Below are 18,351 nucleotides of genomic sequence, written 5' to 3'. Positions count from 1 at the left end.
TAGAAAAATATTGATTATAAAAGACATAATAATAAAAAGATGTTAAGGAGAAAGTTAAAATGAAAAATAATGAATTAAAAGAAACCCCACATATTAAGCCAAATGGAGTAGAAATAGCAGAAACAATACTTTTACCAGGAGATCCACTTCGTGCTAAGTTTATTGCAGAAAAATTTTTAGAGAACCCTGTTCTTTTTAATGAAATTAGAGGCATGCTTGGGTATACAGGTGAATATAAAGGAAAGAAAGTTTCCGTAATGGGTACTGGGATGGGGGCGCCAAGTATGGCGATCTATTCATGGGAATTAATTAATATTTTTGGCGTCAAAAATTTAATTCGTATAGGTTCATGCGGGGCAATGCAAAATGATATTAAATTATATGATATTATTTTGGCTATGGGAGCAGCAACAAATTCCAATTATGCACATCAATTTAATCTGCCAGGTCAATTTCCAATTACAGCATCTTATGATTTATTAGAGAAAGCTAAGAAAGTTGCTGATGAAAAGAATTGTAACGTGCATGTCGGGAATGTACTATCTAGTGATGTTTTCTATAATGCTGATGTAACTGCAACAGAAAAGTGGGCAAAGATGGGCATATTAGCAGAGGAAATGGAAACGACAAGTTTATATTTAAATGCTGCTAGTGCTGGAGCTAAAGCATTAACCATTTTAACAGTAAGTGACCATATGATTACACATGAACAAACAACACAAGAAGAGAGACAAACTTCATTTACACAGATGGTAGAAATAGCTTTAGATTTAATATAAATAATGGCAGCTAATTGAGTTATTAATTTTAAAGAAGTAACAAGGAAACTAAATGTCCTTGTTACTTTTTTTTATTTTAGAAGAATTGAATGCTTACATTTATAGGATACAAACATCAATAATATAGCATTAATTAAGTGTAAAAAAATGTTTTAAATTACTTTATATGTAATTATAATAATGAAGGGTCTTATAAATATTAATAAATTTAACGGAGGTATTTACATGTCAGACAAAAATTTTGTAGCAACATTATTACTTTGTTTCTTTTTAGGCGGTCTGGGAATTCACCGTTTTTATGTTGGAAAAATCGGTACAGGTATTTTAATGTTTATTACAATAGGTGGATTCGGTATTTGGACAATAGTCGATTTAATTATGATTATCGTAGGTAAATTTACAGACAAAGATGGTCATTTTATAAAATCTTAATAAAATTTAATGATTGAAATAAAAAAAACGATAGGCTCATACATATATTTTTTTAAGCTTGTTGCTTTTATTTATAGCGATACGATAAAAAGAAGGGAGACTGTACAACATGTCTACCCTTCTTTATTGTTTATGATTGTTACGATATGAACGCAGTAGCTATATTAATTAGTAATAATAGCTATCCGTCATCATCTCTGTAGCAACCCCTATTACAAACGAAATAATTGCTAAAATAATTGAAATCACAAAGCCAAACAAAGCAAATATTAAAGCAGACTTTGCGGCTTTTGGTTGTGAGTCTTTCCATACAAAATAGAGAATAATGCCAAGTAGTGGGAAGCAGCATAAGCTGAGTATGTTAACCCAAATATTTGGTTTATCATCTTTTGCTACAGTTACTTGGTTATTAAATTTTAAGACGTTGACACCACACTTGATACAAATTTCGGCATTCTCGTTAATGGTAGAACCACAATTAGGACAATACATATCAAAACCCCCTACATACTACAAAAATTCCTATTTCCCAACTTGTTCAGCGTAGACCTATGTAATCCATATTTTTTAGTAACTTAATAAACCAATCATGAACATTGCAATATAGAATAATACGATAATTCCTATGTTTATAAAGAAGAACATTAAAGCGGATTTAGCCGCAACTGGTTTTTCATTTTTCCAAACAAAGAACATAATTAACCCAACAAGTGGCACACAACAAAGTGTAATGATGTTAACGCCCCAGTTTGGTTTGTCTTCTCCTCCAGCGTTTTTTACGCGGACCCCACAGTGGATACAAATTTCAGCATGTTCCGAAATATGTTCGCCACAGTTTTTACAATACATAATAGTACCTCCAATAGTTTGTTATAGATTTCTTCCAACATATTGACCAAGTAAGAAAAATTGATGACCAATAGTGTAAAAAATATAAATAATACCGATTCCACCCATTAATCCAGTAAGGAACCGTCTATTATTATTACTTGTCCATTTACCAAATAATTGACCTGTACCGTCTATAGCCATTGGTAAAATTAATAAGGCGATAATCCATAAATCAAATATGCCTAGAAGTATGACTAAAAATATGGATAAAAGATAACCTACTGCCATACCTGTACATCTTGCACATAGGGGAAATTTCTTCCCTTTATAATGGAAGGAACGGTCCGGTCTTTGATGGCAAAAGAAAAAAACTCGCATTACAAAATTAAAAGTATTTGCCAAATTTGTAAACTTCCTTTATTATTCTAGCGTATAGTATATAACATAAATAGAATTTTTGGAATATACTTCATAATTTAGTTTTTACTATAAAAAATTGGGTGAATAGAGATAGAAAGAAATATGACTGGGGATGATAGGGACTGTTAAAGTCCACGGTGAGTTTCATAAATAACTGTGGAATATAAAAAAACCACCTAAGATGTTCGTATAACAACGATGTAGGTAGTTTTGTTATGTTTAAAACTTTTAATTAGTGACTTCTATTATGATTGATATCGTTTTGTTAGTTTCTCTTTATGGCTTTCCATAATTTCAGTTAAATCAATTTCGTACTTATCAGCTAATATAAATAAATTATCAAGAACATCGCCTAATTCTTCCTTTAAATTCTCCATTTGTTGTTCTTTTGATAGAGCTTTTTCATCTGGACGATCTCGCCCAATTTCAATTGTTCGGATGGCTTTTGAAACTTCACCAACTTCTTCCGTTAAAAAATTGACACGAATAAAGGGGTTTAACTCATACCAGCCTCGCTTTTTGTAAAATTCAGTTATCCACTTTTGGTATTCAAAAATATTCAATGAAAATCACTCCTTATACTTCTATAATGATAGCATAAAGGAGGAATTGAATTTGAATATTGCAGTTTATTGTGGCGCAAGTCTAGGTAACAATGATTTATTTGTAGAAGCAGCAAAATCACTTGGAAAATGGATTGCGGAAAATGGTCATACTTTAGTATATGGTGGAGGAAAAGCTGGTCTAATGGGGGTCATTGCAGACGAAGTTTTATTACATAATGGTAAAGTAATCGGCATTATTCCGACATTTTTAGTAGACCGAGAGCTAAGTCATCCTAATTTAACTCGTTTAGAAGTTGTGCATTCTATGTCTGAACGGAAAAATAGAATGATTGAATTAGGAGACTGCTATATTGCACTGCCTGGGGGTCCTGGAACTTTAGAAGAAATCGCTGAAGTAATTTCATGGGCAAGAATTGGCCAACACCAAAATCCATGTATTTTATTTAATGTAGGCGGCTACTATGATAAATTAAAAGAATTTTATGATGATATGGTAACAAACGGTTTTTTAACTGAAGCAGATAAAAAAGCAATGTTATTTTCCAACTCATTTATCGAAATTGAACAATTTATTACAAACCATACACCACTATTGGTACGAACATATTAATTTTTAAAAAAAACGTCTCTGATATACTGAATGTTATCTTCTGAAACAGAAATGGGGATTTATATGGAAAGAGAACGGAACGTTATTTTGTATATAGGTACTTCAATTGATGGTTTTATTGCAAATGATGATGGTACATTAGAGTGGTTGGAGTCTACGGAAGTAGAAGGCGATTCGGGGTACAATTCCCTTCTCAATAGAATAGATACTGTTGTGATGGGAAAAGGAACATATGATACCATTCGAGGATTTGACATGGATTATCCTTATAGTGATTATAAAAACTATGTGTTTTCTAAATCTGTCAGCGGTTCTGATGAATATGCTTCATTTATAAATGAGGATGTAGAAGTTTTCATTAACAAATTAAAACAACAGCCTGGGAAAGATATATGGTTAATTGGTGGAGGGAATTTCGCACGTGAATTTTTTAAAGGAAATTTAATTGACGAATTCCAACTAGCCATCGCCCCTATTATTTTAGGAAAGGGCATCTCTCTTTATAATGGTGATGATATTACCCAAAAATATAGTTTAATGAAAACAGAAAAGTTAGGTCAACTTGCTATGCTTCATTATAAAAAAATTAAATAAATAACAAACAAACTCGCCAATTTTTGTGGCGAGTTTTGTTTATTGTATAAGCCGGATACAAGAAATCCGCTTTTTTTCTCGAATTTATAATTTGTTTATATTTGCGATATATGCAGTTTAGAACTGGGCTTCATAATTACGTATAAGCAAATGATAAGGGAGAGAACATTATGAACAACAAATTAAAATTCGCAACACTCGCTATTTTTAGTTCAGTGACAATATTAACTGCATGCTCGGATACAGGGTCAGAGAAAAATGAGGCAGAAAATGCAGTCGTGCAAAATGATCAAGCGGAGGCTAATAAAGCTGAGCAGCAACTGACAAAGGGACAAACATTAGCGAATATTTTAAGCAGTACAAATTGGCAAGGTACGCGAGTTTATGACAAAGATAACAATGATTTAACTGAGGAGAATGCTGGGTTTATCGGCTTAGCAAAATACGATTCTGAAACAGGTCGCTATGAGTTTTTTGATGCGAAAACAGGGAAGACGCGAGGCGATGAGGGTACCTTCTTTATGACAAACGATGGTATAAAGCGTATTTTAATTTCAGATACAATGAAATATCAAGCAGTTGTTGAAATAACGGCGTTAGATGAAGAAGTCTTTACGTACAAACGTATGGGGAAAGATATAAACGGTAATGACGTAGAAGTATTTGTAGAGCATATACCATATGAAAATGATTTAGCGTTTACTAACGAGGGCAAAACATTAACTACTTCTACAGGAGATATTAATACTAGTGTAGATGGAGATGAAATACTTGGCAAAACTTTATGGCAAGGAACAAAGGTACTTGATGAAAAAGGAAATGATGTCACAGAGTTTAATGGGAATTTTTTAAGTGTCGCTAAGTTTGAAGCGGACACAAATAAATACGAATTTTTTAATAGAGAGACAGGAGAGAGTCGTGGAGATTACGGTTACTTTGATGTCATTCACGACAATAAAATTCGTGCACATGTAGCGATTGGCGAAAATAAATATGGTGCTGCATTGGAACTTACGGAATTAAATGACGACAAGTTTACGTATAAGCGTGTAGGTAAGGATGCAGATGACAATGAGATTACAATCTTCGTAGAGCATGAGCCATATAAGGGAGATTTCAAACCTACATTCAGTTTTTAAAATTACCATAAAGTCCATTACTTGAAAAAGTAAGAAATCTCCTTTATAAATTGAGGAAAGGAGATCAATATGACAATTAAGAATAGATTTTTAACTTCTTATATCGGCGGTATTGTGATTGCAAGTGTTTCTATTCTATCCATTTTATGCATTGTTTTTTATGTGACGACAGGGTCTGTTCCAACACCTAAAACATTGTATCAAACTTTTACAAAGCAACGCTCCTTGAGCCCTGAAGAGGAGCTTGCTTATATTGAGCTACGCAATATGGCTAAGCAGAATCCAGACAATCTTCTAGGGCAAGATATGCAAAAAAGTTTTCAGCAGATTGAGGAAAAGTCACTTGGAGTTGTCATTCGTCATGAAGAGGAAATTGTATATTATTCGCAAGGGTTAGTAGAAAGATCGCTTGTCGTGCATTTCCCGACGTTTGATACGAATAATATTGAAACAAAGGGCACCATTGATAATGCTGGAGGATTGTACCGTTATATTAAGTTCGACTTTTATTATAGCGATAAGTCCAAGGGTAGCGTTTTAGTGTTGAAAAAAGAAAACAGTTTTTTAGATTTCCTTACTAAATGGGGAATTATTATTATTTTCATCATCCTTCTAGTCTCGTTTGCCGCAATGCTTTTTTTAAATCAACTTTTACACAAGACCATTATTAAACCTCTCGAAAATTTAGGACAGACCATGTCTGAAATACGAGAGGGTGATTTAATGATTGAAGCACCGACACTCCCTGCTAATACAGCAAGGGAAGTACATGAGCTGACAGCTAATTTTGAGAGTATGCGCTCAGCACTTTTAGATTCTATTCAGGAGCAACGCAATCTTGAAAAAAACCGTAAAGACCTAATAGCAAGTATTTCTCATGATTTAAAAACACCGATTACAACAATTATTGGGTATGTTGAAGGTTTACAGGAGGGCGTTGCAGAAACGCCTGAAAAGCGAGAAAAGTATTTAAAGACCATTCATTCTAAATCACTTGCATTAAACCGATTAATTGAAGAACTCTTTCTCTACTCTAAGTTTGATGCTGAGGCCGTTCAGCTACATTTTGAGCGTATACAGATTGGCAAGTTTCTTACACATATAGTGGAGGAGTTTCAATTATACAATCGAGAAGTACAGTTAGCATTAAATGTAGTGGAAGATGTCTATATTTATATTGATCGTATGCAGATGAATCGAGCAATCGCTAACTTAATTGAAAATAGTATGAAGTTTAAAAAGCCAAATGAACCTTTATGTATGATATTAGAAGTAGTGGCAGTTAATCAACTTGTTGAAATTGTTGTAAAGGATAATGGGCAAGGCATTTCAGAGCACCAACTCCCATATGTATTCGATCATTTTTATCGTGGTGAGGAAGCCCGTACTTCGACGACAGGTGGTAGCGGTCTGGGGCTTGCAATTGTGAAGCAAATCGTTGAAAAGCATAATGGACAAGTAAAAATTCAAAGTAAGCTACATTTTGGTACAACGGTAACAATAATCTTGGAAAAGGCTTAAAGGAAGTGTCGATGACTGATGCCATCACGAATATTAATCATAGAAGATGATATTAGCATTGCAGAATTACAAAGAGATTATTTAGAAATTCATGAAATAGAGGCGGAAATTGTAACAGACGGTTTTGAAGGATTGAATCGAGCATTAAATGAGCCTTTTGATTTAATTGTCGTTGATTTAATGCTCCCTTCAATGAACGGTTTTGACATTTGTCGACGCATTCGTGAAAAGAAAAATATTCCACTCATAATTGTTTCTGCAAAAAAAGAGGATATTGATAAGATAAGAGGGCTTGGCTTAGGTGCGGATGATTATATAACAAAGCCATTTAGTCCTAGTGAGTTCGTCGCTCGTGTACAAGCGCATAGTAAACGTTACAAGCAGCTGACAGGTAGTGAACAAGCACAGGATTATTTGGAGATGAAAAATATTATTGTTGATAAAGCCGCTCGCAAAGTATTCGTTTTAGGTCAGGAAGTTATTTTTACAACGAAGGAATTTGACCTACTCGTGTTTTTTATGGAGCATCCAAATCGTGTATGGACAAAGGAGCAACTTTTCCGTCAATTATGGTATATGGATGACTTAGATGGAGATGTTTTTACAGTTGTTGTCCATGTTGGGCGCATTCGGGATAAGTTAAAAAAGGGAAAACTATCAGAGCTGCCTATCGAGACAATTTGGGGAAGCGGATATCGATTTAATAATTGACAATCTCCTTGTGAAAGGACGGTTTTACATGAAATATTTTATAAGTATTATAAGTGTATTATTCATACTCACAGGGTGTAACGAGAAGGGGGAGGGAAATCATATGGCACAACAATCAGGTAAGCTGATTCAAGCGGTTGAAAACAATGATGTAGAAAAAGTGCAAAAAATTTTACAGGATTCAACTTATCCAATTAATGAAACAAATGATAAAGGGGAAACGCCTTTATTAATTGCTACACATGAAAATTATATAGAGTTGGCAAAACGATTAATTGATGCGGGTGCTGATATTAATCAACAGGATCATATTCAGGATAGCGCCTATTTATATGCAGGTGCACAAGGAAAAACAGAGATTTTAAAATATATGATTGAGCACGCGGAACCAAATCAAAATATTGTCAATCGCTATGGAGGAAATGCTTTAATCCCTGCAGCTGAAAAAGGACATTTACACAATGTGAAGCTGCTTTTACAAGATGGTAACGTAGATATCGATCATCAAAATAATTTTGGCTATACGGCATTAATTGAAGCAGTCGCATTGACTGACGGCTCCGTAGTGTATCAGCAAATTGTTCAAGAATTATTAGCATACAATGCCAATAAGGAACTTCGTGACAATTCGGGAAAGACAGCGCTGGATTATGCCAAAGAGATGGGCTATACAAAAATGATTGAGATGTTAGAAGAATAGTCGAAAGATAACAAGATTAAAAAGAGCACCTAGGACGTTTTTATTACAACGTTCTAGGTGTTTTTTTATAGGAATTAGCTAAAAATGTGGAATAAAAACTTGTATTTTAAGGGCTAATAAGCTACACGAAGCCCCGTGCAAACACACTGGTAGCATGGTGTATACATAAGTTCAACTATTATAGCGCCCGTTTTTGGGCTAAAATAACAAAGTTCATATATTTGACACATTATAAGTATCGGGTTACTATTGCGAAGGTAGTTTAATTTTAAACTAAATTATATATCAAAAGAACTAGGAGGGAATTGGAAATAAAATTAGCAGTATTCATTTAGTACATTCTAAGTATATTAATATAAAAAAATTCTATTTGACCAATAATGTTTTATATCTTTTTCAAACGAGAGAGAGATTTTAATGATTATTAAAAAATAGAATGAAATTTTTGTGTAAAAGTAAAATCCAATATACGAATCGGGGACAGCATTATGAGTCAGTCAAAGAAAAAAATCCACTATGCTTGGTGGGTGTTATTAGGGTTAGTTGTTATGGTCGGAGCTGCAAAAGGTGGCATTGCGACTACAGGTGGATTATTTTTAACCCCAGTTACTGAAGATTTGGGTATTGGTATGGGCAGTTTAACATTGTACTTTAGTATAGCTTCAATTGTCACAATGCTCTCCTTACCCGTTGCAGGTAAGATGATAGCTAAATACAATATTAGAATACTGTTAGTAGTAGCGGTTACGTTAGAGGCAGGAGCCTATGCAATGTTTGGGTTCATGAATTCAGTATGGGGTTGGTATTTGTTTGCTATCCCTATGGCAATGGGATCTGTAGTCGTAACACAATTAGCAGGTCCTGTACTGATTAATAATTGGTTTAAAAAACATAAAGGTTTAGCTCTAGGTATTATGGTTGGCGCTGGTGGTTTAATAGGTGCTTTCCTTCAACCAGTAGCAGGCAACTTAATTGCTAGTGCAGGTTGGAGAAATACGTATATTTTCTTAGGTGTAGGAGTAATGGCGATTGTTATCCCAATTGTCTTATTAACGATTAGAAAAGCTCCACAACAAATAGGGCTACAGCCATATGGTGTGGATGAAGTGAAGGAAAATGACACAGTTCATGTTCAAACAACGATAAATAGTGGCGTTGCTGCTACTATAGCTAAAAAATCGAGTGCATTTTACTTTTTAGTCTTTTTCTTTTTCTGTGAGACTTCAATAGCTGCCTTTAACCAACATGTTGCACCATTCGCGATGGGGCTGGGCTATGATGTTAAATTTGCAGGGAATGCCATGGGTACTTGGTCGGTAGGAGTTGTAATAGGGGCATTATTTTTCGGCTTCCTAAGCGATAAAATAGGCGTAAAGAACACAGCAATTTCTGCTATGCTTTTAGGATTAGTTCCAGTAGGACTTCTTTTATTAGTGCCTGAAAACCCATTAGTTTTTAAAACAGCTACTGGTTTATATGGATTCGTTGTGGCATCTCTTGGTACATTAGGGCCACTTTTAACAACAGCGCTATTTGGTAATAGAGAGTTTAGTCAAATTTATGGACTTGCTATAACAGGTTTAGCAGTTGCGGGTATTATTGCATTACCTATCTATGGTTTTATTTTCGAATTTACAGGCAGTTATACGTATGTATTGTATACTATTTTTATAATGTTGCTCTTGAACGTTGGCTCGATTTTAATGGCCTTTAAGGGGAAAAAGAAATTAGAAAAAGCAGGATTGTGGAATTAGTAATAAGATGAAGTTTTTATAAATGTTTGATTGTAATATATGTATATACAGGCAAATGCCCTTAAATCGTTAGATAGTCAATCTAACAATTTAGGGGTGTTTTTATTTTTGTCTAAGTTTGCAAAATGGAGCACATAAGAAATTTTTACAAATCAAAATCTATAGGTTCTACTTTATATTGGTATTGCTCTAAGTTAAGCGTAAAGGCTTGCGTAACAACAATCCCTTCGTTTTCTAATAATGTCTTTTGATGCACTGCATCCTTTATCGTAATTTCCCCTTTGATATTTACGATACGATGCCACGGGAGAGCATATTTTTCGCTCATTGTATGAAGTATTCTTACAACCTGTCTGGCTCCTCTAGGACTGCCCGCACATGCTGCAACTTGGCTATACGTCATTACTTTACCAGTAGGGATATTTTTTATGACAGTAATCACATTTTTAGTAAATGGTTGCATAGGATTCGGCTCCTTTTTGACAAAGCTATTTAATAAGCTTACAAAACATTGTAATCATTATGGGTAATTGTTGACTATCCTCAACATAAAAAGCTTACTACATTTTCATGTAGTAAGCCTCTCTTTGTTTCTATTTTAACGTAAAGAGCATATAAAGCGAAGACAGTATAGTAATAACACCAATCATTATTTTTAACATGTTCATAGGTACTTTATTTGCAATCCGAGTGCCCGTGAGAATTCCAATCGTTACACCGATTAAACTTGCAATGACTAAACTAGAAATACTATCTACATTGGCATATGCAAAGTATCCAAATATAGATGGTATGGCAATAAAGACTGAATTTAAAAGACTTACACCTACAGCGACGCGAATATTGACACCAAGGTTAACTAGTAATGGTACTAATAAAATCGGGCCACCTGCTCCTGTTAAAGCACAAATCGTTGCCGTTAAAAAACCGATAATTATTACAATAAATGGGTTATTCAATGCTTTCGATTTATTGATAAGTGCATTTTCATTGTTTTTCTTAAAAATAATCGACAAGCCAGCTAGTAAAATAAATAGGTACAGCAATAACTTAGCCAGAAAATCAGAAATAAGCACATTGATTTGAACACCTAAAAACGCGCCAGGAAGGCTACCGATGCTTAAAAATAGGGCTAATTTCAAATCCATATTTTTCGATTTCCAATAGGAATAAGCTCCGAGAATGCCTGAAACAGCAAATGCTAAAAAACTCAATGCAAGTGCATCATGGACAGGTATTTCTAAAAAACCTACATAAATTAACGGGAGAAGAAATCCCGCAATTCCAGACATTCCTAAAAGAATACCAATAACTAAATTGGAACATAAAACAATACTTAAAAGCAGTGAGTTTGTTAACATATTTTAGACCTCAATTATTATAACCCTTAACAAGAGTTAGATGTTTGCACGAATAGCAAGTTCCTTCATTGCAAGCTTACTTTCGTATTTTATTTTTTCTTCATCCAGTGTCAGAACTTCTCTGTTTTTCATTAATATTTTACCATTAACAATGGAATCTGTTACATCATTGCTGTTAACGGATTCAATTAACGTATTTATTAAATTATGTGAAGGAGCAATATGGGGCTGATCAATGTTAATTAAGATCATATCTGCCTTTTTGCCAACTTCCAATGTTCCTAGCTGATTGTCTTGCATCATAGCTTTTGCTCCACCTAATGTAGCCATTTCTAAAATGCTTTTTGAAGGCATAATTACTGGGTCAAAAATTGGAACGCCAGAAAATGCACGTATTAATGATTTAAACACTTTCATTTGATCGAATAAGCTTAATCCCGAATGACCAGCCCCATCTGTACCTAAACCAACAGCAATTCCTTTATGTAATAAGCTAGGTGTTTTGGGCACGCCTTTACCAGAATTACTAATAGGACAGTGGACAACTTTACTATTAGTATTTTGAATAACTTCCATTTCATTTTCAGAAAGTAAAATGCTATGGGCACCTAAGAAATTTTCATTAAGGACACCTAAGGAAGCAAGATATTCAAATGGGCGCATTTTAAATTTTTCTAGGCAATAGCTAATTTCATTTGGATATTCGTTCATATGAGATTGCACACTAGTAGAGCATTCTTTAGCTGCTGCGAAAACCTCCTGTATTAATTCTGGTGTGCAAGTAATGATGGATCTAAGAGAAAATGATACATTTATTCGCTCGTCACCAGCTCCATGGAATTCATTAAACAATGCTCGATTGTTACGGATATTTTCTTCGATACTAAATTTCATCGTTTGAGGAATGTCTAAGCCACTATCCATAGTGGAACATGTAAGAACACCACGTAGACCTGATTCTAATACGGAATTTGCGACTTGCTGCATATGTCTGCCACCAGCATCAATAAAGGCTGTAGTGCCAGCTTTAATCATTTCGAGACAGCTTAACTGTGAGCTAATATAAACATCTCGCTCCTGTAAATTACTTTCAAACGGCACCATTATGCGCGTCCAAATCATAGGGTATTCATCTGTAATTCTTCCACGGAGAAGTTGTTGACATGTATGCGTATGGGCATCAATTAAACCTGGTAGTACTAGTTTGCCTTGTCCATTTAAAATGTCTCTTGATTGATAAATCGTAGCAAGTGATGCAGTAGCCCCAATAGCGACGATACTATTATTTTTAATGACTATTGATTGATTATGCTCGATGTGAAAGTCAGGGGTTAAGATGGAACAATTTTTAATTATTAAATCAGCGTTATACGCTATATCCTGCATAATATGCCTCCATTAATGAATTGAGTAAAACTAGAGAGGGGTGAGCCTCTCTAGTTCGTTTTAGAATGAATCTAATGCATTCGTTAAGTTTAAAAATATTTGAGCAAAAACTGCTTGTGTAATAAACGTACCTGTAAAAACTAATAAGGCGATAATGACCATTTTCCAGCTTTGACTGATAAATGATTTAAAATTAAGTCCAATTCCAGCGAGGGTACCAACAATTGTTATTGGTGCCATAAAGGAAATTTTAGCTGTATACTCAATCACTGGTTGAGAGATAGGTGAAATAGGGCTTGCAACAAGCAAGCCTGTTAGCACAACGTAAATAATTGCAGGAATTTTTAAAGGAATAATTTTCCCTAAAAAAATACCGACGAAGGCGATAGCGGATAAAATCAGTACACCAGGAATAGATTCTGCAATAGATACATGGGAACCAATTAGGTTAGCCATCAGCGTTGTAATAACAGATGTTAATAAAAGAGAAATTGTCCAATCTCGCATGCTCATAGTCAACTTAATCACCAACCTTCATGCTGTTCATTTGTTTTGGCTCACGTGTATGTTTTGGACTGATTCTTGGCTCTAACAAGTAATATAATTTCCTAGTAAGAGGAAGAGAGATAAATAAAGTGAAGTAGATACCTATAATGGCTGCTAACGTATCACTTGCACCTGCTAGCATAATAATTTGATCACCGTATTCTGGATAAATGGTTGCCAATGTACTAGATGCTGCCGCCATCATGACACCGCTACCTATTCCACAAGCCATCGCTAATGCTAAAGGATGAAAAATATCCGTCGAAGCTACGATACTTGCTAAAAAACCAATATAAATAGTACCGATTAAAAATCCAATGATGTAAATAGATAAAGCTCCTCTTGCTTCTGGAGAATTGGCACCATATAGATGACAAATCAAACCGTAATCCTTATCGCGGCAAGTAGAGCTTGTTGCGCCAATCGCTTCCTTTTTAATTCCTAGCAATAATGCAATTGGTAAAGCTAGAAAAATGGTTCCGACATGTCCAAGCTCTTGAAAGGCTAATGCAGGACCTACATCGACAAGCTTAGGAAGATTAGAACCTGCAAGTACGCCAATTTTCGCCATAAAAGGTGTGATTGCTACAAGAACAAGAGACGAAGCCTTTGTGGATGCCTTTTCTTTAAAAAATCGAAAAATATCTGGGCCAAGTAAAACACTAATTACGATGGCAAATAGCATTGGATAAATAACGATTAAAGCAGATCCAACTTGGAATTTCTTTACTCCAATTAGTTCGGCAATGATAACGATAACAAGAGCCCCTAAATATAATCTGTAATTTTGTTTAATTACTTGCCAAATGGATTGATGTTGTTCTGTGTTTTCCATGCTCTTTTTCCTCTCTTGGTGATGGACTTTTTAAAATAATTACGTATAGAAGAGTGAAAAAAGAAAAAACCCTAGTTAATAAACTAGAGTTTGACATACAGAAAAACAAAAAACGTAAATAGACCGAATAAACAAAGCGTTTTTTCAGTACGAGAATAATATATCGTTTTTTGTCATTCCTCATAGTCAAACTATTTACGGTAGTTTGGTAGAGACTTTTGGACCGTATTTCCAACTTTATACGAAGAATTTTAAAATGCGAACATTGTTAATTAGTATATCAGTATATGTTCGTGTATTTAACAATTTACCTCAATGTTTTTGGAAAGTCAAAGTTTTTTTAGGGGTTTTACGGAATGGAGAGGATGTTTAAGTGAAAAGTGTATGCGAGCAAATGAGGTAATCCAATAAATAAAGCCTATCCAAAAACTGAGTTTTGAATAGGCCATCTTTCATTTTAACGATTCCAGAATCGACCTTGGGCTATGCCTTCAATAAAGGATTCAATTGTGGAGTCTTTTAAATTGTAGACCCCAGCTCCCCCTAATTTGATTCTGCAAGAATCTAATGCTTGTGGGTCATGAATGTCAAAGGCTAAAGGTTTATAGTGTTTAAAGGTTGTTTCTATAAACTCTAGCACAGGAGTTTGAATAGGTGATTCACTGCTAATGACTAAAACCGCGTCAAAAAGGGTTGGGTCTGCTGTGTCATAAGTATCGGTTACTTTAAGGGAATCGTCGATTTGAGATACCTTTTTATCGATAATACTATAATTTACATGTTGTTTAGCGAATGTTTGAAGCCATTTTGTTAGAAGTGTTGCATTAGGTTGTCCATTCAATACAATCGCGACATTTTTTGTGTCGGGTTTAGAGATAGTATTCGCCATGCTGAGTGCGGGCGATTTTTTATTTGATTGTATTTCAAGATTTGTTTTAGGTAATGCTACGCCAATATTGTTGGCTACTTCTTGTGCTAATTCATGGTCTATATGATTGATAAGGTCGATTGCCTTTGTTTTCACGGCATTTGATTTACATTTGCCAAGCTCGAAACTGAATGCTTTTTTAATATGTTGTTTCTCATAAGGAGCCATACTATTATAGAAAAGCTTTGCTTGCGAATAAAAGTCTAAAAAGCTTTCACTTCGGCCTCGAATTTTATTGCCATCAATTTTCTCCTGATAATGTTCGTAGCCGCCTTCATCTGCAGGAACAGGAGCTGGTTGATTGTCATTTAAACCGTTGCGATGATAACTCGTTTGTCCTCGATAAATTGCCATTTGGTGCATGCCGTCACGTTGATTGTTTTGATAAGGACAGACAGGTTGATTAATCGGAATTTGATGGAAGTTAGGTCCTCCTAATCTAGACAGTTGTGTATCGGTATAAGAAAATAATCGTCCTTGTAAAAGAGGGTCGTTTGAGAAATCAATACCAGGTACAACATGCCCAGGATGGAATGCAACCTGCTCTGTTTCTGAAAAGAAATTATCTACATTTCGATTTAAAGTCATTTTGCCCACTATTTTTACAGGGACTTCTTCCTCTGGCCATAATTTAGTTGGATCTAATATATCAAAATCAAAGGCATGCTCATCTTCTTCCGAAATTAACTGTAAACCGAGTTCCCATTCTGGAAAATCTCCCTTTTCAATTGCTTCATACAAGTCAAGTCGATGGAAATCAGGATTTTTCCCTGCAATTTTTTGAGCCTCATCCCAAACTAATGAATGAACACCTAGCGTAGGCTTCCAGTGAAATTTCACAAAATGAGCTTGTCCTTTAGCATTAATAAGACGGAAAGTATGAACTCCGAAGCCTTCCATCATGCGTAAGCTACGTGGAATCGCACGATCACTCATATGCCACATAATCATATGGGCAGTTTCAGGATTTTGTCCGATGAAATCCCAAAAAGTATCATGCGCACTAGCACCTTGTGGTATTTCATTGTGTGGCTCTGGTTTAACGGCATGCACAAAATCAGGGAACTTAATGGCATCTTGAATAAAGAAAACAGGCATATTATTACCGACTAAATCATAATTACCTTCGTCTGTATAAAATTTAGTAGAGAATCCTCGTACGTCCCTCACTGTATCATTCGATCCTCTAGAACCCTGTACCGTTGAAAATCGTACAAATACAGGAGTAATTTTAGAGGTATTTGTAAGAAAATCTGCCTTTGTATAATCTTCTAATGATTCGTAAAGCTGAAAAACACCATGTGCACCAACACCGCGTGCATGAACAATACGTTCAGGAATACGTTCATGGTCGAAATGAGTCATTTTCTCACGGAAATGAAAGTCCTCCATAAGGGTAGGACCTCTTAAACCAGCTTTTAAAGAAAATTCATCCTCTGCCATTTTTAATCCTTGATTGGTCGTTAAGGCATGTTTACCTTGGTTATCAATGATATGTTTCTTTAATTGTTCAGTTTTTTTATTGTCCATTTGAATCCTCCTCAAAGTAATCTTATTTAATGCATTCCCTTTTAGTTGGAATAAAAACATTATGAATTGATTCCGAAAATGCTAAATAAGGGGGACAAAAGGACATGTAGCACGCTCAGAAAAAAGCCCGATTTTCTTTAAAAGAAAATCGGGCTTTTTATTATCATGTATTATTGTGCAGTTAATCCGCCATCGATAACGAATTCTGAGCCTGTTGAGTAGCTAGAATCATCAGAAGCTAGGAATAATACCATATTAGATACTTCTTCTGGTTGAGCCACACGTTTTAATGGAATATGTTTAGAGAATTCTTCTACTGCTGCTTTTGTATCCTCTTGTACAACCATAGGTGTTGCGATAACGCCTGGGTGTACAGAGTTTACGCGAATGCCCATAGGTGCTAGATTGATTGCAGCAGCTTTTGTCATACCACGAACAGCAAATTTTGTATCTGTATAACCGATAGCACCAGCAACTAAGCCGTTCATTGAAGAAATGTTGACGATTGAACCGCCACCAGCTTTCGCCATTGAACCTGCTACAGTTTTCATCCCTAAAAATACAGACACTTGGTTAATGTCAACGATGCGTTTGTATTCTTCTAATGTTACTTCTAGCATATTTTTTGCCATAGTAATACCAGCATTGTTTACTAATACGTTTACTGGACCGAAAGCTTCTTCTGCTTTCGCAATTACTGTAGCCCAATCTTCTTCAGAAGTTACGTTTTGTTTAACGAAAATAGCATTTTCGCCTAATTCAGCTGCGAATGCATTTCCTTTTTCCTCATTTAAATCTGTTAAAATAACTTTTGCTCCGTTTTCTACGAATAATTTTGCGTGTGCAGCGCCCATACCTTGTGCAGCACCTGTAATTATTGCGACTTTACCTGCTAAACGACTCATTTAGAAAGCCCCCTAAAATTTTAAATTTGATAGTTAACTATCACTTTTATACTTCCTAGTTAACAACTTTCGCGTTCGAATGTCAATTCAAAACGTTCGTCATTTATTGTGGTCGAATATAAGATAAAAATACATCCTTCATCAACTCCAGTTGCTTGTCCGTAGATAACAACTGGGAAAGGTTTGGATCGTGGGTTGTTAGGCTTGATTTAAATGTGAATAAACTAAAGTTTTGTACCATCGTCATGATAAACAAATCTAAATTAATATCCTGTCTTAATGAGCCGTCTTGTTTACCATAATCAGCTAATGTGAATAAAATACCAGCTAATTTTCTTCGTGCAAAAAAGTATTCAGCGTATTGCTCAGTCGAAGATTCCGTAGCAATTTTCTCATGTAAATCAAAGGACTCGAAAAACTTAGCTAAACGTAGATTAGGATCCTTTGTTCCACTTATATAATATTCCAAAATTTGTTTAATTTTTTCGTAAGCAGGAATTGTTTGCGCAACAATCTGCTCTATATCCGTCGCCATATCATTCGTAATAGTATTTGATGCTGCAATTACTAAAAACTCTTTTTTAGGGAAATAACGAAATATTGTCGCAATCCCAACACCAGAGGCGTCCGCCACATCCTGCATTTGTATATTTTGAACGCCATGTTCCAAAAATAAATCCTTGGCAATTTGGATAATATGTTGACGGCGTTGTTGTTTTTGTTGTTCTCTTTTACTCATTTTCGTCACTCCAACTGTTCTTCTTACATTAATTGTAGCATGCATATTACATACAAACTTATAA

The 18,351-nt window shown here is 34.9% G+C and carries 21 protein-coding genes and 1 riboswitch; of the genes, 9 read left to right on the top strand and 12 right to left on the bottom strand.

Features of this window, described 5'->3' with window-relative positions; genetic code table 11:
* Nucleotides 1-59: 59 nt before the first annotated feature.
* Both deoD and ACIQ1H_RS19920 read left to right on the top strand, forming a co-directional pair.
* Entirely contained in the window at nucleotides 60-779 is a 720-nt protein-coding gene (gene deoD / locus ACIQ1H_RS19925; protein WP_402891264.1) for a purine-nucleoside phosphorylase, read from the top strand.
* A 225-nt stretch (nucleotides 780-1,004) separates the two neighbouring features.
* The gene (locus ACIQ1H_RS19920; RefSeq protein ID WP_173479167.1) at nucleotides 1,005-1,211 is read left to right on the top strand and encodes an NINE protein; all 207 of its coding nucleotides are present in this window, start codon (nucleotides 1,005-1,007) and stop codon (nucleotides 1,209-1,211) included.
* 168 nt (nucleotides 1,212-1,379) lie between these two features.
* Here ACIQ1H_RS19920 and ACIQ1H_RS19915 read toward each other — a convergent pair whose 3' ends face one another.
* From ACIQ1H_RS19915 to ACIQ1H_RS19900, 4 genes are all read right to left on the bottom strand, one after another.
* Nucleotides 1,380-1,703 carry a zinc-ribbon domain-containing protein gene (locus tag ACIQ1H_RS19915; protein WP_402891260.1) on the bottom strand — a complete coding sequence of 108 codons (324 nt, stop codon included), beginning with the start codon at nucleotides 1,701-1,703 and terminating at the stop codon, nucleotides 1,380-1,382.
* 75 nt (nucleotides 1,704-1,778) lie between these two features.
* Nucleotides 1,779-2,060, bottom strand: a complete 282-nt coding sequence (locus ACIQ1H_RS19910) for a zinc-ribbon domain-containing protein (RefSeq protein WP_173479169.1) — start codon at nucleotides 2,058-2,060, stop codon at nucleotides 1,779-1,781.
* 21 nt (nucleotides 2,061-2,081) lie between these two features.
* Nucleotides 2,082-2,420: a DUF2085 domain-containing protein gene (locus ACIQ1H_RS19905; protein WP_402891287.1), complete on the bottom strand. Its 339-nt coding sequence runs from the start codon at nucleotides 2,418-2,420 to the stop codon at nucleotides 2,082-2,084.
* A gap of 287 nt (nucleotides 2,421-2,707) precedes the next feature.
* Complete coding sequence (locus ACIQ1H_RS19900; protein WP_402891258.1) at nucleotides 2,708-3,025, bottom strand: MazG nucleotide pyrophosphohydrolase domain-containing protein; 318 nt, start codon at nucleotides 3,023-3,025, stop codon at nucleotides 2,708-2,710.
* Between the two features lie 52 nt (nucleotides 3,026-3,077).
* Between ACIQ1H_RS19900 and ACIQ1H_RS19895 the strand changes: the two genes are divergently transcribed.
* From ACIQ1H_RS19895 to ACIQ1H_RS19865, 7 genes are all read left to right on the top strand, one after another.
* The gene (locus ACIQ1H_RS19895) at nucleotides 3,078-3,638 is read left to right on the top strand and encodes an LOG family protein (RefSeq protein ID WP_402891256.1); all 561 of its coding nucleotides are present in this window, start codon (nucleotides 3,078-3,080) and stop codon (nucleotides 3,636-3,638) included.
* A 63-nt stretch (nucleotides 3,639-3,701) separates the two neighbouring features.
* Nucleotides 3,702-4,232, top strand: a complete 531-nt coding sequence (locus ACIQ1H_RS19890; protein ID WP_402891254.1) for a dihydrofolate reductase family protein — start codon at nucleotides 3,702-3,704, stop codon at nucleotides 4,230-4,232.
* Between the two features lie 170 nt (nucleotides 4,233-4,402).
* A complete protein-coding gene (locus tag ACIQ1H_RS19885) occupies nucleotides 4,403-5,371 on the top strand; it encodes a DUF4822 domain-containing protein (RefSeq protein WP_402891251.1) in 969 nt (322 codons plus the stop codon).
* A 69-nt stretch (nucleotides 5,372-5,440) separates the two neighbouring features.
* Nucleotides 5,441-6,892, top strand: a complete 1,452-nt coding sequence (locus ACIQ1H_RS19880; RefSeq protein WP_402891249.1) for a sensor histidine kinase — start codon at nucleotides 5,441-5,443, stop codon at nucleotides 6,890-6,892.
* A gap of 18 nt (nucleotides 6,893-6,910) precedes the next feature.
* Nucleotides 6,911-7,603 carry a response regulator transcription factor gene (locus ACIQ1H_RS19875; protein ID WP_173479174.1) on the top strand — a complete coding sequence of 231 codons (693 nt, stop codon included), beginning with the start codon at nucleotides 6,911-6,913 and terminating at the stop codon, nucleotides 7,601-7,603.
* A 103-nt stretch (nucleotides 7,604-7,706) separates the two neighbouring features.
* A complete protein-coding gene (locus ACIQ1H_RS19870; protein WP_402891246.1) occupies nucleotides 7,707-8,303 on the top strand; it encodes an ankyrin repeat domain-containing protein in 597 nt (198 codons plus the stop codon).
* 488 nt (nucleotides 8,304-8,791) lie between these two features.
* Nucleotides 8,792-10,057, top strand: coding sequence for an MFS transporter (locus tag ACIQ1H_RS19865; protein WP_402891243.1), 1,266 nt, complete (start codon nucleotides 8,792-8,794; stop codon nucleotides 10,055-10,057).
* Between the two features lie 145 nt (nucleotides 10,058-10,202).
* Here the strand turns inward: ACIQ1H_RS19865 and ACIQ1H_RS19860 are convergent, their stop codons facing one another.
* The 8 genes from ACIQ1H_RS19860 to ACIQ1H_RS19825 form a co-directional block, all read right to left on the bottom strand.
* Nucleotides 10,203-10,520 carry an MGMT family protein gene (locus tag ACIQ1H_RS19860; RefSeq protein WP_402891240.1) on the bottom strand — a complete coding sequence of 106 codons (318 nt, stop codon included), beginning with the start codon at nucleotides 10,518-10,520 and terminating at the stop codon, nucleotides 10,203-10,205.
* A gap of 130 nt (nucleotides 10,521-10,650) precedes the next feature.
* Nucleotides 10,651-11,418, bottom strand: coding sequence for a sulfite exporter TauE/SafE family protein (locus ACIQ1H_RS19855; protein WP_402891237.1), 768 nt, complete (start codon nucleotides 11,416-11,418; stop codon nucleotides 10,651-10,653).
* 36 nt (nucleotides 11,419-11,454) lie between these two features.
* Nucleotides 11,455-12,804: an amidohydrolase family protein gene (locus ACIQ1H_RS19850; RefSeq protein ID WP_402891235.1), complete on the bottom strand. Its 1,350-nt coding sequence runs from the start codon at nucleotides 12,802-12,804 to the stop codon at nucleotides 11,455-11,457.
* Between the two features lie 60 nt (nucleotides 12,805-12,864).
* Entirely contained in the window at nucleotides 12,865-13,317 is a 453-nt protein-coding gene (locus ACIQ1H_RS19845) for a hypothetical protein (RefSeq protein ID WP_139860322.1), read from the bottom strand.
* A 7-nt stretch (nucleotides 13,318-13,324) separates the two neighbouring features.
* Entirely contained in the window at nucleotides 13,325-14,185 is an 861-nt protein-coding gene (locus ACIQ1H_RS19840) for a DUF3100 domain-containing protein (protein WP_402891232.1), read from the bottom strand.
* A gap of 163 nt (nucleotides 14,186-14,348) precedes the next feature.
* Nucleotides 14,349-14,450, bottom strand: a riboswitch (purine riboswitch).
* A gap of 192 nt (nucleotides 14,451-14,642) precedes the next feature.
* Nucleotides 14,643-16,643 carry a catalase gene (locus ACIQ1H_RS19835; RefSeq protein ID WP_402891229.1) on the bottom strand — a complete coding sequence of 667 codons (2,001 nt, stop codon included), beginning with the start codon at nucleotides 16,641-16,643 and terminating at the stop codon, nucleotides 14,643-14,645.
* A gap of 170 nt (nucleotides 16,644-16,813) precedes the next feature.
* Nucleotides 16,814-17,548 (bottom strand): glucose 1-dehydrogenase, encoded by a 735-nt coding sequence (locus ACIQ1H_RS19830; RefSeq protein WP_173479181.1) that lies wholly within the window; start codon nucleotides 17,546-17,548, stop codon nucleotides 16,814-16,816.
* A 103-nt stretch (nucleotides 17,549-17,651) separates the two neighbouring features.
* On the bottom strand, nucleotides 17,652-18,287 hold the full coding sequence (locus ACIQ1H_RS19825) for a TetR/AcrR family transcriptional regulator (protein WP_173479182.1): 636 nt from the start codon (nucleotides 18,285-18,287) through the stop codon (nucleotides 17,652-17,654).
* Nucleotides 18,288-18,351: the final 64 nt, after the last annotated feature.

Source organism: Lysinibacillus sp. NPDC097279, assembly GCF_044761745.1.
Taxonomy (GTDB): Bacteria; Bacillota; Bacilli; order Bacillales_A; family Planococcaceae; genus Lysinibacillus.
Note: the sequence above shows the minus strand (reverse complement) of the source record. Positions and strands in the feature narration are given on the sequence as shown.

What these genes read in the sequence shown, in the direction of transcription:
- deoD (WP_402891264.1), top strand. Translation starts at nt 60, where the DNA reads ATGAAAAATAATGAATTAAAAGAAACCCCACATATTAAGCCAAATGGA.
- ACIQ1H_RS19920 (WP_173479167.1), top strand. Translation starts at nt 1,005, where the DNA reads ATGTCAGACAAAAATTTTGTAGCAACATTATTACTTTGTTTCTTTTTA.
- ACIQ1H_RS19915 (WP_402891260.1), bottom strand. Translation starts at nt 1,703, where the DNA reads ATGTATTGTCCTAATTGTGGTTCTACCATTAACGAGAATGCCGAAATT.
- ACIQ1H_RS19910 (WP_173479169.1), bottom strand. Translation starts at nt 2,060, where the DNA reads ATGTATTGTAAAAACTGTGGCGAACATATTTCGGAACATGCTGAAATT.
- ACIQ1H_RS19905 (WP_402891287.1), bottom strand. Translation starts at nt 2,420, where the DNA reads ATGCGAGTTTTTTTCTTTTGCCATCAAAGACCGGACCGTTCCTTCCAT.
- ACIQ1H_RS19890 (WP_402891254.1), top strand. Translation starts at nt 3,702, where the DNA reads ATGGAAAGAGAACGGAACGTTATTTTGTATATAGGTACTTCAATTGAT.
- ACIQ1H_RS19885 (WP_402891251.1), top strand. Translation starts at nt 4,403, where the DNA reads ATGAACAACAAATTAAAATTCGCAACACTCGCTATTTTTAGTTCAGTG.
- ACIQ1H_RS19880 (WP_402891249.1), top strand. Translation starts at nt 5,441, where the DNA reads ATGACAATTAAGAATAGATTTTTAACTTCTTATATCGGCGGTATTGTG.
- ACIQ1H_RS19875 (WP_173479174.1), top strand. Translation starts at nt 6,911, where the DNA reads ATGCCATCACGAATATTAATCATAGAAGATGATATTAGCATTGCAGAA.
- ACIQ1H_RS19870 (WP_402891246.1), top strand. Translation starts at nt 7,707, where the DNA reads ATGGCACAACAATCAGGTAAGCTGATTCAAGCGGTTGAAAACAATGAT.
- ACIQ1H_RS19865 (WP_402891243.1), top strand. Translation starts at nt 8,792, where the DNA reads ATGAGTCAGTCAAAGAAAAAAATCCACTATGCTTGGTGGGTGTTATTA.
- ACIQ1H_RS19860 (WP_402891240.1), bottom strand. Translation starts at nt 10,520, where the DNA reads ATGCAACCATTTACTAAAAATGTGATTACTGTCATAAAAAATATCCCT.
- ACIQ1H_RS19855 (WP_402891237.1), bottom strand. Translation starts at nt 11,418, where the DNA reads ATGTTAACAAACTCACTGCTTTTAAGTATTGTTTTATGTTCCAATTTA.
- ACIQ1H_RS19850 (WP_402891235.1), bottom strand. Translation starts at nt 12,804, where the DNA reads ATGCAGGATATAGCGTATAACGCTGATTTAATAATTAAAAATTGTTCC.
- ACIQ1H_RS19845 (WP_139860322.1), bottom strand. Translation starts at nt 13,317, where the DNA reads ATGAGCATGCGAGATTGGACAATTTCTCTTTTATTAACATCTGTTATT.
- ACIQ1H_RS19840 (WP_402891232.1), bottom strand. Translation starts at nt 14,185, where the DNA reads ATGGAAAACACAGAACAACATCAATCCATTTGGCAAGTAATTAAACAA.
- ACIQ1H_RS19835 (WP_402891229.1), bottom strand. Translation starts at nt 16,643, where the DNA reads ATGGACAATAAAAAAACTGAACAATTAAAGAAACATATCATTGATAAC.
- ACIQ1H_RS19830 (WP_173479181.1), bottom strand. Translation starts at nt 17,548, where the DNA reads ATGAGTCGTTTAGCAGGTAAAGTCGCAATAATTACAGGTGCTGCACAA.
- ACIQ1H_RS19825 (WP_173479182.1), bottom strand. Translation starts at nt 18,287, where the DNA reads ATGAGTAAAAGAGAACAACAAAAACAACAACGCCGTCAACATATTATC.